Annotated in this window: 15 protein-coding genes; 5 read left to right on the top strand and 10 right to left on the bottom strand. The window is 45.0% G+C overall.

From position 1 onward, the window contains the following. Positions 1 to 85: 85 nt before the first annotated feature. Entirely contained in the window at positions 86 to 1,756 is a 1,671-nt protein-coding gene (locus ITJ88_RS05255) for a glycoside hydrolase family 13 protein (protein ID WP_195864838.1), read from the bottom strand. Positions 1,757 to 1,980: 224 nt separating this feature from the next. Between ITJ88_RS05255 and ITJ88_RS05250 the strand changes: the two genes are divergently transcribed. Genes ITJ88_RS05250 through ITJ88_RS05240 form a run of 3 tightly spaced genes read left to right on the top strand, consistent with a single transcriptional unit; the run spans position 1,981 to position 3,914 of the window. Then, entirely contained in the window at positions 1,981 to 2,598 is a 618-nt protein-coding gene (locus ITJ88_RS05250; RefSeq protein ID WP_195864837.1) for a hypothetical protein, read from the top strand. A 48-nt stretch (positions 2,599 to 2,646) separates the two neighbouring features. Further along, positions 2,647 to 3,441: a thymidylate synthase gene (locus ITJ88_RS05245; RefSeq protein WP_195864836.1), complete on the top strand. Its 795-nt coding sequence runs from the start codon at positions 2,647 to 2,649 to the stop codon at positions 3,439 to 3,441. Next, positions 3,438 to 3,914, top strand: coding sequence for a dihydrofolate reductase (locus tag ITJ88_RS05240; protein ID WP_064299692.1), 477 nt, complete (start codon positions 3,438 to 3,440; stop codon positions 3,912 to 3,914). Before ITJ88_RS05245 ends, ITJ88_RS05240 begins: the two co-directional genes overlap by 4 nt. A 50-nt stretch (positions 3,915 to 3,964) precedes the next feature. On the opposite strand, the gene ITJ88_RS05235 is transcribed toward ITJ88_RS05240, so the two are convergent. Continuing rightward, complete coding sequence (locus tag ITJ88_RS05235) at positions 3,965 to 5,482, bottom strand: diguanylate cyclase (RefSeq protein ID WP_195864835.1); 1,518 nt, start codon at positions 5,480 to 5,482, stop codon at positions 3,965 to 3,967. 80 nt (positions 5,483 to 5,562) lie between these two features. Further along, a complete protein-coding gene (gene fumC, locus ITJ88_RS05230) occupies positions 5,563 to 6,957 on the bottom strand; it encodes a class II fumarate hydratase (RefSeq protein WP_195864834.1) in 1,395 nt (464 codons plus the stop codon). A 117-nt stretch (positions 6,958 to 7,074) separates the two neighbouring features. On the opposite strand from fumC, the gene ITJ88_RS05225 reads away from it, so the two are divergent. Further along, positions 7,075 to 8,379 carry a hemolysin family protein gene (locus ITJ88_RS05225; protein WP_195864833.1) on the top strand — a complete coding sequence of 435 codons (1,305 nt, stop codon included), beginning with the start codon at positions 7,075 to 7,077 and terminating at the stop codon, positions 8,377 to 8,379. A 22-nt stretch (positions 8,380 to 8,401) separates the two neighbouring features. On the opposite strand, the gene ITJ88_RS05220 is transcribed toward ITJ88_RS05225, so the two are convergent. Genes ITJ88_RS05220 through ITJ88_RS16455 form a run of 3 tightly spaced genes read right to left on the bottom strand, consistent with a single transcriptional unit; the run spans position 8,402 to position 10,957 of the window. After that, positions 8,402 to 8,803 (bottom strand): reverse transcriptase-like protein, encoded by a 402-nt coding sequence (locus ITJ88_RS05220; RefSeq protein ID WP_064299690.1) that lies wholly within the window; start codon positions 8,801 to 8,803, stop codon positions 8,402 to 8,404. After that, positions 8,796 to 9,755, bottom strand: coding sequence for a CobW family GTP-binding protein (locus ITJ88_RS05215; RefSeq protein ID WP_195864832.1), 960 nt, complete (start codon positions 9,753 to 9,755; stop codon positions 8,796 to 8,798). Before ITJ88_RS05215 ends, ITJ88_RS05220 begins: the two co-directional genes overlap by 8 nt. 11 nt (positions 9,756 to 9,766) lie before the next feature. Further along, entirely contained in the window at positions 9,767 to 10,957 is a 1,191-nt protein-coding gene (locus tag ITJ88_RS16455; protein ID WP_195864831.1) for an HD domain-containing protein, read from the bottom strand. Positions 10,958 to 11,097: 140 nt separating this feature from the next. Between ITJ88_RS16455 and ITJ88_RS05205 the strand changes: the two genes are divergently transcribed. Further along, positions 11,098 to 11,583 (top strand): hypothetical protein, encoded by a 486-nt coding sequence (locus ITJ88_RS05205; RefSeq protein WP_195864830.1) that lies wholly within the window; start codon positions 11,098 to 11,100, stop codon positions 11,581 to 11,583. 269 nt (positions 11,584 to 11,852) lie between these two features. Here ITJ88_RS05205 and ITJ88_RS05200 read toward each other — a convergent pair whose 3' ends face one another. The 4 genes from ITJ88_RS05200 to ITJ88_RS05185 all read right to left on the bottom strand — a co-directional run bounded on the left by ITJ88_RS05200 (position 11,853) and on the right by ITJ88_RS05185 (position 16,000). After that, the gene (locus tag ITJ88_RS05200; RefSeq protein WP_195864829.1) at positions 11,853 to 12,419 is read right to left on the bottom strand and encodes a deoxycytidylate deaminase; all 567 of its coding nucleotides are present in this window, start codon (positions 12,417 to 12,419) and stop codon (positions 11,853 to 11,855) included. Positions 12,420 to 12,466: 47 nt separating this feature from the next. Continuing rightward, positions 12,467 to 13,675: a toxic anion resistance protein gene (locus tag ITJ88_RS05195; protein ID WP_023468594.1), complete on the bottom strand. Its 1,209-nt coding sequence runs from the start codon at positions 13,673 to 13,675 to the stop codon at positions 12,467 to 12,469. Next, on the bottom strand, positions 13,662 to 14,405 hold the full coding sequence (locus ITJ88_RS05190) for a 5-bromo-4-chloroindolyl phosphate hydrolysis family protein (protein WP_023468595.1): 744 nt from the start codon (positions 14,403 to 14,405) through the stop codon (positions 13,662 to 13,664). The genes ITJ88_RS05195 and ITJ88_RS05190 overlap by 14 nt, the downstream gene beginning before the upstream one ends. Positions 14,406 to 14,656: 251 nt before the next feature. Continuing rightward, positions 14,657 to 16,000, bottom strand: coding sequence for a sodium-dependent transporter (locus ITJ88_RS05185; protein WP_195864828.1), 1,344 nt, complete (start codon positions 15,998 to 16,000; stop codon positions 14,657 to 14,659). Positions 16,001 to 16,137: the final 137 nt, after the last annotated feature.

Here is a 16,137-nt window from a genome sequence, read left to right as displayed (position 1 = left end):
GGTCTTGTGTCTCGCCTGAGGAAGCGGCGTGAAAAGGCGCGTCATTCTTTTTTTGAGTCAGCTCTCTGTTTTATGCCTAGATGAATCAACCTTCAAACGTACGGAAGACGACTGCTTCATAAGGTCGAAGCGTGAGTTCGTCGGTAACAACGGACCCATCATAGTTTCCGATGACGCGGTCTGACATATCATGCGTATACGGAATATTCACATCATGATCCGCAAACGAACAGTAGACATACCATGTCTCCCCTTCAAGCGTTCGTGAGTAGGCGTAAACTTCTGGATGATCTTCGAGTAAGAGTTCATAGCGACCATAGACGACGAGCTCATGGTCATGTCGTAGACGAATCAACTGTTGATAGTAATAAAAGATGGATTGCTCATCTGCAAGCGCCTGTTCGACGTTGATTTCCGGATAGTTCGGATTGACCTTCAACCATGGTGTTCCCGTCGAGAAACCAGCGTTCTCCGACGCATCCCACTGCATCGGTGTCCGCGCATTGTCGCGTCCTTTGATATGGATGGAACGTAGTAGTTCAGCCGGTGATGCTCCTTGTTCCGTACGTTCTTTCCACATGTTCCGAATTTCGATATCTTCATAGTCCGCGATGTCTTCAAAAGCGACGTTCGTCATGCCGATTTCCTCGCCTTGATAGATATATGGCGTCCCTTTTAACAAATGCAACAATGTAGCAAGCATTTTAGCTGACTCGACGCGGTACGTCGTGTCATTTCCGAATCGACTAACGACGCGTGGTTGATCGTGGTTATTCCAATAGAGTGAGTTCCAGCCCGTCTCATGTAAGGCCGTCTGCCATTTGGTAAAGTTTTGCTTGAGTTTGAGTAAATCGAACGGAATGACGTCCCATTTCCCATTCGGACCTGAATCGAGATCCATATGTTCGAACGTAAAGACCATGTTGACCTCTTTACGTGCCGGATCCGTGTAAAGAATGGCATCATCCGTCGTCGCTCCTGGCATCTCACCGACTGTCAGGACATCGTATTTACCGAAGGAAGCTTCATTCATCTCGTGTAAAAATTCATGGACACGAGGTCCATTGATATAATGTTCCCCACCATCTCCATACAGTGCTCCTGGATGGACCGTCGCATCTGGTAAGCCGGGTGTCTTCGAAATCAAGTTAATGACGTCCATTCGGAAACCATCAATCCCTCGATCCAACCAGCGACGAATCATCCCGTACACATCGTGACGCATCTGTTCATTTTCCCAGTTCAAGTCAGGCTGCTTCTTCGAGAATAAGTGTAAATAATACTCATTCGTTGTTTCATCATATTCCCAGGCAGGTCCAGAGAAAATCGATCCCCAGTTGTTTGGTAGTGAACCGTCTGGATTTGCCGGTCGCCACATATAATAATCTCGATATGGATTGTCCTTGCTTTGACGCGATTCCGCGAACCACTTATGTTCATCTGACGAATGATTGATGACGAGGTCCATGACGATTTTGATATCTCGTGCATGTGCCTCATCTAGAAGACGATCAAAATCATCCATCGTTCCGAATTCCTTCATGATGGCTTCATAATCACGAATATCATAACCATTATCGTCATTCGGTGAATCATAGACAGGACTTAGCCAAATGACGTCGATACCAAGCGTCTTCAAATAATCCAACTTTTCGATGATTCCGTTCAAGTCACCGATTCCATCCCCGTTCGAATCATTATAACTACGTGGGTAAATTTGATAAACGACACTATCATGCCACCATTTACGTTCCATCCTCAACACTCTCCTCTTTTATGTACGTAACGTGCTACATATTGAGCAAACGATTGCATCAATTTGTAAAAGCGCTTTCAATTATCACAACGTCATCTTAACATGTCCATGAGAGGTGCTCAAGCAAGAACCTTCACATATTTGATATCATGAAATATGAAATACAGGTGTTTACTACATCTAAGATGATGGGAAAGAAAGGTATGAGAAAGGAGTGTGGACACGTGTATCGTCGATATTTGCTCTTCCTTGTCTGGGCGATTGCTATTGTCTTCATCTTATTATTTGGAAATAATCGTGTCTTCCCAGAAGGTTTCTTGATTTCGTTTTTACGCTTCGACCAAAGTCAATTTGATACATCCGCGTTAAGTTTATTTGCCTTACTCGGTATTTATCCGTTCGCATTCTTTTTACTATTTCTAGATGAGAAACGATTCATGCGACCCGGACCGCTCGTCGCAAGTATTGGATCGTTCTTCTTAGGCGCCTTCGTATTGATGCCTTATGTCGCCCTCGCTATTCCAAGGAAAACGTTTCTTCCTTTTCGCCGTCGCGGGTGGATTCCGACCGTCGTCGCTTTACTTAGCGTCGTGACGACATTATTGCTTTGGATTGCTCTTGCTCGATCTGATTGGAGTATATTCCGCATCTACTTTGAGACCAATCAATTCGTTCGAACGATGACCGTCGATTTGTTACTATTCTATATTCTGCAAGTCTATTTGCTTCGGCGCATTCGTCTTCGGAATGCACAGTCATTAAATTGGCAAGACGTGATTCCGCTCTTTGGTTTATTCCGTTATCTGTTCGCAAGACATTTACCGACATCCTCAAAATCTTAATTTATGGTACAATGAAATTTGGATTTTTTGAAAAGGAGCTGTCATCCGATGGAACAATATCATGCACTTTGCGAACACATTTTGGAACACGGAACAAAAAAGGAAGACCGGACGGGAACGGGGACGCTCAGCGTGTTTGGTCACCAAATGCGCTTCTCCCTTCAAGATGGCTTTCCTCTCATTACGACGAAAAAGTTACATATGAAGTCGATCATCCATGAGTTGATTTGGTTCATCTCGGGTGATACGAATATTCGTTATCTACAGGAAAATGGTGTGCGGATTTGGAATGAATGGGCCGATGAGAACGGAGATCTAGGTCCTGTTTACGGGGCACAATGGCGCTCATTTCCACGTCCAGATGGCACGACAGTCGATCAGCTGGCACAAGTCATTGAACAGATTAAGACGAATCCGGATTCTCGTCGTTTGATCGTCAGTGCTTGGAATCCTGGACAAGTCGATGAGATGGCATTACCGCCCTGTCATCTCTTGTTCCAATTTTATGTCGCTGACGGAAGACTATCATGCCAATTGTATCAACGTTCAGCTGATGTTTTCCTAGGTGTACCATTCAATATTGCTTCTTATGCGTTACTGACACATATGATTGCACATGTGTGTGGACTTGAAGTTGGTGACTTCGTTCATACGCTCGGTGACGCTCATATCTATTCGAATCATATTGAGCAAGTCAATCTTCAGTTGACGCGTACCCCGAAAAAATTACCAACGCTTCGCTTCGCTCGAACAGTCGATCGTATCGAAGACTTCCGCTTCGAAGACATCATCATTGAAGGCTATGATCCTGATCCGCACATTAAAGGTGTGGTAGCCGTATGATCACACATATCGTAGCGTATACGAAAAATCATGTCATCGGTCGTGACAATGCGATGCCTTGGCATCTTCCAGCTGATTTGGCTCACTTCAAGCGTACGACGATTGGCAAACCGATCATCATGGGACGAAAGACGTTCGAATCCATCGGACGACCGTTGCCCGGTCGAGAGAACATCGTCATTACGCGCGATCAGACGTTTGCAGCCGAAGGTGTAACGGTATGGCATGATTTATCTGCTTTACAACCATACGTCGATTCAGAAGAAGAAGTTTTTTTGATTGGTGGTGGAGAGTTGTTTGCTCAAACGCTTCCTCTTGCTCGCCGCTTGTATGTCACTGAAATTGATACGGTTCTTTCTGGAGATGTACATTATCCCGAAATCCCATCTTCATTTCAGATTACTTCCGAAACACATTATGATGCGGTCGAGGGAAACGATTATCCGTTCATCATTCGTCGATATGATCAGTAACTAAAAAACAGCCACATTGCTCCGTATGACGGACGAATGTGGCTGTTTTTTTAAGGAATTTGCATGATCCATTCAGCAATCCATTCCTCCATATCAGAATCGATTTGTGAGGTCATGATATAGTCTGTCGCACCGCAGGATAGCGCCTTGGCTAAATGATCGTCTTCTTGATCCGTCACGATCAAAATATCAATGATCGATTCCCGTTGTTGTCTCCACTCCTCTACTCGCACAAAGTTCTCTTTTACTAACTGATCAAGTGAAGGAATCGCCAATTGTATTGGGGACATCCGTCGATCATCTAACGAAATCACCTCAATATGGTATTTCGGATGATCCGGCATATCAAGCGTATGTACCTGTTTAAGGAGTCCTTGCTCGACACGGATATAGACCGGTATTTTTTCGATCGATATCGCTGTCGAATAGGACACCACTTGATTACGGCCGTTACGTTTCGCTTGATACAGAGCTTCATCTGCCTCCGCTGTTGCTTGCGCCAGGGATGTGTGGAGATCAAAAGCAAAGGAGAGACCAATTGAAACCGTTACTTTTAATCCATTTGCAAAAATATGACGCTCGACACGTTCGCGAATTTTATTCATACTCGCAACGGCTTGCGGTACCGTTTCTGCTGAAAACAATAAGATGAATTCTTCACCACCGAAACGAATGAATTCATCATCGAGACGAGCAGCTTGTTGAACGACGGTAGCTAATTCGGAGAGGACCAAATCCCCTGTTGGATGTCCATGTAAATCATTGATCCGCTTAAAATGATCGATATCAAAAATCGCTAACCCAAATGTCCGCTGTTCACGTTCGAGACGTGCTACGCGACGATCAAAAGCATTTTGGAGATATTTCCGGTTGTAAGCTCCCGTCAGTTCATCGACCAAGATCGTCGAAGATACGACCCTTAATTTTCGTAACAGTCTCGCTAGACGAACATGCCGTTCTTCATTCGTCACCGTCTCATCCCAGTAGTCATCGGCTCCCATCTCATAGCTGACTTGACGAATGTCAGACCGGTTCGGACCTACGATGATGACGGGAACGAATGCTGACTCCATTTGTTTGATCAGTTTTTGAGTCAACTCTAAGGATTCCACGATAGATGCATGGTCGATGATGACAGCATCCATAGCAATATCATGTGATATCGACAACGTGTCTTCTACCGAACTGAAGAATCGTGACATATAGCGCTCCTGTTCGAGCGATTTCTTCCATTTGATATTCTCAAGAAAACGTCTTGTCACAGTGACGACCAATTCTTTTCGAATCCGATTGGCGCGAGAGCGTTCCGACAACTGATCGACGATGGGCTGCAGTAATTCTTTAACGATCGGCTGCGTGATGACCGCATTCATTTGTTCCCACGTCGCTTTTTCCCGACTCACTTGATCAGCAAGCCCTTTAAATAGTTCCTCTCTCCCAAGCCCTTCAAGCCAGCTTGCTAATGCAAGTAATTCTGTACGTGGCACGGTTGGCATCCGAAGTAACGTCTCCACCATGATGATCGTCTGTTGCAGTTGTTTTTCTATCCGTTTTCGACTCCGTTCCATTCAATCCCCTCTCTTTCCATACATCCGAAGAACCGTCCTCGGATAAAGAGAAAGCGAGGGAATTCCCCCGCTTTTTCAACTCACGCTTTTAAGTTCGGACGGACCATATCTGCTGGTACGATCCATTGATCATATTGTTCTTCTGTTAGTAGACCAGTCGCAAGTGCTGCTTCTTTTAAGGTTGACCCGGATTGATGCGCTGCCTTTGCAATTTTCGCTGCATTCTCATATCCAATGTGCGGATTGAGTGCAGTGACGAGCATCAACGAACGATCGACGTTCTCAGCGATGACGGACTGTTCAGGTTCGATTCCAATCGCACAGTGGTCATTGAACGAATGCAAGGCGTCTGTCAGTAAACGAACAGATTGTATGAAATTATACATGATGACCGGCTTGAAGACGTTTAGTTCAAAGTTTCCTTGACTTGCAGCAAAACCAATTGTCGCATCGTTTCCAAGAACTTGCGCAGCGACCATCGTCAACGCTTCGCTTTGAGTCGGATTGACTTTCCCCGGCATGATTGAGCTTCCCGGCTCATTTTCAGGAATCGTGATTTCGCCGATTCCTGCTCGTGGACCTGATGCGAGCCAGCGAACGTCGTTTGCGATCTTCATCGCGTCCATCGCCAGTGCTTTGACGGCACCATGTGTGAAGACAAGTTGATCGTGACTCGTTAAAGCATGGAATTTATTTTCCGCACTCGTGAATTCATAACCAGTCTCTTCACTCATCTTTTTCGCTGCTAAATCACCGAACTCAGGATGCGCATTGATGCCGGTCCCGACTGCCGTACCGCCGATTGCTAATTCCGTTAACGGATCAAGCGTCCGCTCGATCATCTGCTTCGAAAGTGCAAGCATCCGGACCCAACCGCTGATTTCTTGACCGAGTGTGATGGGTGTAGCATCTTGCAAGTGTGTCCGTCCGATCTTGACGATATCCGCAAACGCGTTCGCTTTTTCGTCAAGTGTCGCATGCAACGCATCGATTGCTGGGAATAGTGATTCCAACAAGACTGTCTTCGCCGCTAAATGCATCGCTGTCGGATATGTATCATTTGAACTTTGTGATTTGTTGACGTCATCATTCGGATGAATCGTCGTCTCACTGCCTTGTTCTTTCAACTTGCGTGTCGCGACCCGAGCGATCACTTCGTTGACGTTCATATTTGACTGTGTACCTGAACCCGTTTGCCAAACGACAAGTGGAAACTCATCATCGAATTTCCCCGCGATGATTTCGTCACATACTTCAGCGATGACACCCGCTTTTTCTGCCTCAAGCACGCCCAAGTCGCGGTTCGCAAGCGCCGCTCCTTTTTTCAGGACTGCAAAGGCACGAATGACTTCAATCGGCATTTTTTCCGTTCCGATCTTAAAGTTCTCCAGACTACGTTGTGTTTGTGCGCCCCATTCCTGCGCTTCTGGTACACGAATTTCCCCCATCGTGTCACGTTCTACACGGTATTCCATAAACAAATTCCCCCTTTTGATTATTTCTCTTTTAGTTTAACGCAAAAGTAGACGTAATGGGAATGAGAGAGACAGTTTTGGGGAATAGTTTATTATCGAAAAAGGAGTGAAGATTTCATGTGGTTGATTAACTTAACGATTGTACTGCTTTTGATTCTAGCAAACGGTATTTTTGCGATGACTGAACTCGCTTTGCTTTCCTCAAAACGGTCGAAATTAGAGAAAGCAGCGAATGATGGCAAAAAGTCAGCCCATGTTGCGTTAGAGTTACTCGATCGACCAACCGATCTGTTATCGACTGTTCAAGTCGGCATCACGTTAATCGGCATCGTCAACGGTGCTTTTGGAGGCGCCGCTCTCTCAGGACCGGTCATCAATTGGCTTGCTCAATTCGCATGGCTCGCCCCTTATGCCAGTACGATCGGCTATATTCTCGTCGTGACGATCATCACCTATATTTCGCTCGTCATCGGTGAACTCGTTCCTAAGCGTGTCGCCCTTGTCAGTCCAGAACGGGTCACGATGTGGCTTGCCCCACCGATGCGATTTTTCTCAATTATTCTTCGACCATTCATTTGGGTTCTAAGTAAGTCGACCAGTTCCATCTTCCGTTTGATTGGTCTGGATCGACTGCAAACAGAAGATGAGACGGAAGACGAAGTTCGACAATTACTGATTCGTGGTACGCAAGAAGGAACCTTCAATCGGTCTGAAGCGGAGCAAGTCTCTCGTGTGTTTGATTTTCATGATTTGTATGCGTACGAACTGATGGAGCCGCGTACCGTTACCGAATGGATTGACTTAGCGGATGACTCCGATACGATCTTACAAGAGCTCCGGCAAGCGCGACATCGAAACTTACCGGTTGGTCATGGTGACTTAGATCACTTCGTCGGCTTTATTGATGCGAAAGAGGTGCTATCAGCGGAACAACCTGTTCAAGAACTCGAACGACTGATTCAATCCCCACTCATCGTGCCTCGTCAATTGAAAGCAACCGTCTTGCTCGAGCGGATGCGCAAAGAGACGGTATCCATCGCCTTTGTTCTTGATGAATATGGTGGTTTCCTCGGCATGATTACCTTATTCGACATCCTCGAAGCATTCGTTGGCGAAATTTCAAGCGTTGAGGAAGAACCGGAACTCGTCATGCGAAAGGATGGCTCCTTCCTCGCGGATGGTCTATTGCACATCGATGATTTAAAGCGGACCCTCGGTTATACAGAAGACTTACCCGGTGAACAGTTGAACGCCTATCATACGGTTGCTGGTTTGATTCTATATACGTTAGGTGATGTCCCCTCCCGCGGGAGTACTGTCGAAATTGGACCGTACCGGTTTGAAGTCGTTGATTTAGACGGACGACGCGTCGACCAAATTCTGATCGAGCGCATCGAACATGAACAAACACCCCTACCGTGAGGATAGGGGTGTTTGTCGTCAATCATGCTTCATATAATCGTAACGCCTCTCGTGCGACACGATCTGCTTTGTTCTCCGACCGTGGTATCCACTTCACGAAAGCGAGTGGTAAGAGTTGATAACGCGCAAAGGCAGGATCAAAAATCGTCTGCGTTCGTTTATTCTTGACGAATTCGCGTTCGACTGCGAGTGCAACAGCTTCTGAATCCGTCCGAAACGAAATGACGCTCTCGCCTTGTGCAATCAGTTCGTGCGCCCATTCGACGGCTTTCGCAAAAGCAATAAATTCTGCTTCATGATTATTGATTGCTTGAATTTGATACATTTTTTCCGTGACTTCGCCCTCGGAATTTTTACTAAACAGCCCAACCGCCGCTTCATCATTTGAAGGACGGACCGTACCATCAAAATAAAGTTCAACCATGTTCAATTGCCGCCTCGATTCCTTTTCGTATCGCTTGTTCATCCAGCCCTTTACCAATGAAGACGAGCGTCGTCTTTGGTTGTTCGCTAAATGGTTCTCTGATTGCTGTGCCATAAATCATACCAGTACCTTGTAAAATGACCTTTCGATCCGTATCTGCAAAATGAATGATTCCTTTATAGCGATAGAGATCTTCCGCATACGCTTCTAACACCTCACGTAGGACCATGCCGAATCGATTTCGGTTCAAGGGTCGTTCCTCGACGATCGTCAATGCCGTGAAATCCTCAACCGATTGATGAATCTGAGCCGTTTGTTGACTGAGTCGTACTTGCTCTTCTTTTGGAAAATGGAACGTTTCAAACAGTCGGTCCGATTCAAGTTGAGCCTGTTCCGTTTCAATGATAGCTGCAGAAGGATTTCGTTCGCGCAGTAAAGCGGACAACGTTTCGCGCTTTGACTCGTCGATCAAATCCATTTTATTCAAGATCAGGACGTCAGCAAAGCCGATTTGTTTCACATTTTCTTGGAACGTCAGTTGACGTTCCAAGTGATACGCATCGATGACCGTAACGACACTGGAAATCTGATAGGACTGTTCAACAGCCGGCTCGAAATAGAATGTCTGTAGAATCGGCCCTGGATCCGCAACGCCTGTCGTCTCAATCAATAATCGATCAAACGATAACTCTCCATCTCGACGGCGTTTTGCGATCCGTAGCAACGCATCCCGTAAATCGCCGCGAATCGAACAACAAATGCAACCATTCGTCAATTCGATCATCTCTTCGTCACTTCGTTCAATCAACGCTTCATCAATATGAACAGAACCTACTTCATTGACGAGCAAGGCAAACTTTTCTGTCGGATGAGAAACGAGATGATTGAGTAGCGTAGTTTTACCGGCACCTAAAAAACCAGTAATGACGGTCGTACGTATTTTGTCTTGCATGATTTCACTCCTTAGCGTCCTTGTTGCTGACGCCATTTTTCTTTTCGTGCATCGAGTAGATCAATCGCATGAAGATACCAAGCATCTATCGTTTGCGGCGTAACACTTGATCCCCACTCGCGTTTACCATGGTGTGATAATACCATATGCATGAGACGGTGATAAACAGCACGCGGTAATCGGATATCTTCTTCTCGAAGTGTTTGTTCGAGAACAAAACAACCATATGGCATGTGACCCATCAATACACCGTCCGGATCAAGCGCAATACCTGCCAGTTCTTCCTCTTCCTCTGTTACGTGCAACAGTCTTGAAAAACGATCTGTCGATGCACCCGCATGCGTATACTCCCATAGCTTTCCGATGTCGTGCAATAAAATACCGAGCAACAACTCATTCGGATTCGGTCGTTGATCTAACAGAGCAATCCCTTTTGCTGCTTGATAGAGGGCATCAAAACTGTCATCCCAAGAAAATTGACGTATCTCTCGTTCAGCTGCTTGGAAGAGTTCATTTTTATGATCGGCTTCTGCTTCTTGAATACATTTGAGTAGCGTCAAGTATGGTTGTTCACTATCACAAATTCCTCGACCAATCGTCATCATACAAGCAGTATGTTTCAGCAACCCACCGATATAGGCATGGTGATGAAACAGCGCAGCCGGTCGTGTTGAAAAGTCCGCCCAGTACTGTCGCAGAATCGAGAGCGCGATTTCTTGGTAAGGAGAATCAAGTTGACCGACTAGTCCAAGCAACTGATCACGATACGTTTCAAGCGATTCATCTGCTGATAGTTGCGGCAAGAACTGCGTCGGTGAGGCATCATAAATCGGTGTGACACGTTGAACGATCAATGATTTGTTTCCGGATTGCGGCGGATACTCCTCTACCTTCGCCTCGACCCGAACAATTCGTGTCTCGAGATATGGACGGAGTGCTTCTTCTGCTGTTCCTTGATTGATCCATTGTTTTCCCTTACAAGATCCAGCGGGCGAATTGAACGTGAACTGCAGCCACTCTCGTCCGGTTTGACCTGTGCGGATTTCACCCGAAGCAACGAGTAACATTTCTTCGATTCGTTCACCCGGAACGAGCGTCTCTAGCGAAAGTCCAATCGGTTGATTCGATGGCTGGATGGGAAAAACATCGTTTCCACTAGAAGGCATTGTCATTTCCGGAAGTGCTTTGAATAATTGAATCACGTCATCTCACTCCTTTTTCTTCATTCATATCATAGCAGACACGATTTCATCACGACTACTAGCAAACAGATATTGTAAGCGTTTTCTAAATGAATTATGATGAAACTGGAAGTTCATTTTATGTTTAAGGAGGAGAAACGATGATTCGACCACTTACTCAACTATACAGTGAAGCTGTTGGCACACTCGATCAATGGACGGTATCGGAAATCGTGACCCGCGATCAAATTCGGCAAGCAGTCCAGTTGTACGATCCATATCAAATGCATACGTCGTATGCTTTGGAACATTTGTTGATTCATGAATTGCGCGAGGCTTGTCATTATGTCCAAGAACAAGGGCTAACGTTGGCTGATGCGCAAACAGAGCTTCTCATCCTCTCTGCTTTCCAAAGTGATTCTGGCTATCAAGCAGAGGAAATTCAAGATATGTCTCCCACTGCAATCAAACGGCACTTGTCCTCACTAGACGCCGCCTTCAACCGACTATTACATCAACTGTTTTTACATCAATCACAACCAGACATCCTCTGTCAGCGGTTCATGACGATCCTTTCAGGTGCGGTCGCCACAAAATGTGCAATCCGTGCTAAACGCCTCAAGGAAGCGACACTTGTTCATCCATAAAAAAATCCTGACTCATGTGAGTCAGGATTTTTCATTCAACGACCTGGCATTCCAGCTCCTTGATTGGTTTTGTATGAAAATGCGGCGTTCCGCTTCGTCATATTCTATAGTCATCATGCCAAACTATTCAAGCCCTGTCAATTCTTTTCTAAAAAAAAAGTGGACCGATTTTCGATTGAAAATCAGTCCGAATGGAAGAGTGAATAATTACCATGGCAATGCTTGATTTCATCATACAATGCTATGGAAGCGTTTACAACCCTTTTTCGTTAAATTTTTTCAAGAAAATATTCGTTTGCGAGTGGCAAGTGGATGACTTCGATTCCACTCTGTCGCATAAGGTTCAATCCGTCTCCATATTCATACCCTGTCGAATACACGACACGATCGATTTTAGAAGCGATGAGCGCTAAACTACAGGCATGACACGGACTATGTGTGACATAAGCTGTTGCATGACGCGCGCTCGTCGAATCGGCTGCTAGCTTACCGAGCGCGTTGATTTCAGCATGAATCTCGTGTTGCTTCGACCATTCATGGTGTTCTTCCTGATTTTCGCACCGATAAAAGAGAATTCCGTTTCGTTCAACCGATTCTTCAACAATCGGGTGATCAGGTCGTGATGTATAGAGAATACCATCTTGCTTTAAGTAAATTTCGTTGCAATTCACATGCTGACTAGGTGTTCCGTTTATTCCGATTGAAATCGGCTTTTCATCTTTGACGATGACACAGGCAACGGATTTTGAGGCACATTTTGAATGACGGTCTGCCATCATCCGTGCGAATAATAACCATGTCGTATCCCATTTCAACTGCTTCTCTTCGTTATTCATTCAAAATCTCCTTTCATGAAGGAAAGGAACACGAAATATCGTGTTCCTTAGTATGGTCGATTCGGTAATTCTCTGCTTTTTGAAGCGACTTCGATGACTTTTTGTTTCAATTCATTCTCCATTCGCTCTAGTTCATGCTCTGCGTCGCGGCGCTTTTGTTTTCCTTCTTGTTGGATGCGTAATGTCTCATCCAGTGTCTCGATCAAGTTTTGGTGCGCCACTTTTAACGATTCAACGGATACGATGCCTTTTTCGTTTTCTTCCGCAATTTCAATCGACGACTCCTTCAGCAACTTCGAATTTTGCTCAAGTAACTGGTTCGTCGTATTGGTGACATCCTTCTGCATTTCAAGCGCTGCCTTTTGACGCGACAGACTCAAAGATAGGACAACTTGGTTTTTCCAAAGCGGAATCGTATTAACGACTGCTGATTCAATTTTTTCAGCTAGAATTTGGTTGTTTTGTTGAATGACACGAATTTGCGGTGCCATCTGCAAGCTAATCGTTCGGGATAATTTTAAATCATGGATTTTCTTTTCAAAACGATCCGTCAATTGAATCAAGTCATTCAATTCCTGTAACTTTGTTTGATCCCGCGATACCTCGACTTCCGTTCGTAGCGGTTCGATTTCATGTTGACGAACGTGAGCGATTTTCGTCTCGCCAGCCGCAATATAAACGTTTAATTCTTCAAAATAACGCTTATTCTTTTGATACATTTGATCGAGTAACGTGATGTCTTTCATCAACCCAAATTTTGATCGATCAAGATTGTGTACGACTTCTTCGAGATAAGCGCTCATTTTCTCGTATTGTAAGAAATACGTTTCGGCTTTTTTCTTCGCCCGACCGATGACCGGCACGTTCGACCAGAAGCTCTTTTTTTCTTGAAGCGTATCTGGATCCATTTGGCGGACACGCTGCATTAAGTCACTCAGCAATTTCCCTGCTTCCCCACCGTCCTTCATCTTCACTTCACTTAAGACTTGATCCGAGAATTGGGATAGTTCACGCTGGACAGGCGCTCCGAATTGCATGACGGCATCCGTTTTTTGTAGATCGATCACCTGCAGTAGACGTTCGATCTTTTGTCGTTGTTCTGCCGGAACATCCGAAGGAATCATTTCTTCGACAGGGCGAGCCGGCATTTTGGGCGGTGTTTCCGCTACGTTTAAATCCACCGACGGATCAGAAATCGTCGGTTGATCTTGCTCATCAGGCCATTGTTGCCATGTATCTTTATCAGAATGGGTCATGTCGGTAACTCTCCTCCTGTTTTCGTTGTTCAGTCTCTTGCGTCAATACCTTTTCAATCGTCAAGAGTTCCCGTTCTAAATCAACGGTATCCCCTTCAAGCAACAAGGTTTGTTGTTGCTTTAATTTTTGTCCGATCATTTTCAAGTTCGAAATCAATTGATTTTTCGTATCCAATTGAACTTGAGCGCCACGGCGTTCCAAATCGGCATATTTTTCTGAAATCGACAATAAGGAATCCAGATAAAACGTAAAGAAGTCCCGAACTTTTTTGACGTCGCGTGGACTTTCATATAACTCCTCGAACAAGACATGTGCTTCCCGTGAGACGATTCGCATCTCACTTCTGATTTCACTATCTCGAATGGAGGGAACGATTTGATCGTACGTCTGGATTTTTGTGAATCCTTCTTCGATCGTCCGTTGCAATACTTGAAGTTCTAAATCATCCGTCTCTTCAAATCGGCGTGTCGCCCGTTCCGGTTTTAAAATGACACTTCCGACGAACTCATCTTCGTCATCAAGTAGTAATTTCTTTTTCACATTTTTTCGCTTGATTTCGGTCGATTTCCGTTCTGTCCGATATCGTCGACCTGGTTTTGTTCGATAACCGCTCCAAATGAACCACAAACCAAGAGCGATGAAGATTCCCGAGAAGTTGAACGTATCGGCCAATTGTAGAAATACGAACATCATACCGATGGAACCAAATATCCACCATGAAGACTTCATGTCATCCCCTCTTCCTTCGTACTGATTCTTCTATCAGGTTTACGTGTCTTTATTTTAACATTACGTAACGTCTAACAAAAAGTTTCCCGTTTTTCCGAAATGTTACGCCTCGTGTATTTATATTTCAACATACTTTTAAAAATATCGCATCAGACCGAAGAATGAGCTGTCCGTTCTTTCTTTCGCATGATTTTTTTTACAACAAATAAGGTAGCCAACAAAATTGTCGACTACCTTGAAAAAGTGATCTATTATCCGAACAATGGCCATACAAGGATGATCAAAATCGCGATTGGACTCAAGTAACAAACACTCACACGCCACACAGGCACGATTTTTTTCATGAATGGACTCGTCACGAGTTCCTGTTCGACAAGAGCTCGATCGAGCTTGTACCCAGCAAAAATCGAAATCAGTAAAGCACCAATCGGCATTAAAATATTCGAGACAAGGAAATCAACGCTGTCAAAGAACGTTTTTCCCATGAATTGAGCATCACTCAACATACCGAACGAGAGTGCGGACGGAATTCCGACGATCGCAATCGCAAGTGTCGCGAACCATGTCGTCCGCTTTTTATCACGCGACGTCGCATTCTCCTTACGATCCGTTAATGAAGAAACAACGACCTCAAGCATAGCGATCGATGAAGTGATCGATGCGAAAGCAAATAGAAGGAAGAACAGTGTTAGGAACAACGAGCCAAACTGGATCTGACTGAAAACAGTCGGCAATACGATGAAAAGCAATGCCGGTCCTTCTGCAGGATCAAGACCCGAAGCAAAAACAGCTGGGAAAATCGCGAATCCAGCTAATAATGAGACGGCGACATTCATCGCGACGATCCATGCGGCGGAACGATTAATCTCGCCACGTTCCTTCATGTAGGAAGCATATGTCAGCATCGCCGATACACCGAGCGATAAGGAGAAGAACGCTTGACCAAGCGCACTCAGGACAGAAGTTCGGTTGAGGACCGAAAAATCAGGCTGTATAAAGAATTTAACACCTTCCATTGCACCATCAAGTGTCAATGATCGAACGACAAGGATGATGAAGCACACGAATAATAATGGCATCATGATTTTACTCATTTTTTCAATACCGGATTGAACACCACGTAAGACGATCCAACATGTCAAAGCGAGGAAAATCAATTGCCCTGAAATAACATATAACGGCGAGGCGGAAATCGTTCCGAACAATTCACCAAGCGCACCACCGTCCATCGTCGTTAGGCGACCTGTGAAACCAAGAATGGTATAAATCAAGACCCATCCTCCGATGACGCTGTAGAAAGAAAGCAACAAGAAACAGGCGATGACACCAAGTACACCAATGAATGTGAACTTCTTATGACCAAGTGCAGAGAACGCTTGAAGTGCTGTTTTTCCACTCGTACGACCGATTAAAAACTCGGCAATTAAAACGGGCAGTCCAAGTAATAAGGTAAACACGAGGAACAAGAGTAAAAACGCGCCTCCTCCGTTCGTTCCAGTCGTGTACGGGAATTTCCAGATGGCCCCCAGACCAATGGCGGATCCCGCTGCTGCTAAAATAAATCCAACTTTTGAAGCCCATGCGTTTCCTTTCATGGTGCTCCACCTCCTTTTCAAAATACTTTTTCATTGTACAGAAAGAATCATTGAAAGTCATCCTTTATCAAATATTTTCTTTAAAGCGTCAAAGCATAACCGCATATATGTAATGAAACATATAAAAAAGAAGACCG

It is taken from the genome of Exiguobacterium abrahamii (assembly GCF_015645365.1).
GTDB lineage: Bacteria > Bacillota > Bacilli > Exiguobacteriales > Exiguobacteriaceae > Exiguobacterium_A > Exiguobacterium_A abrahamii.
This window is presented reverse-complemented; position numbering and strand designations above follow the sequence as displayed.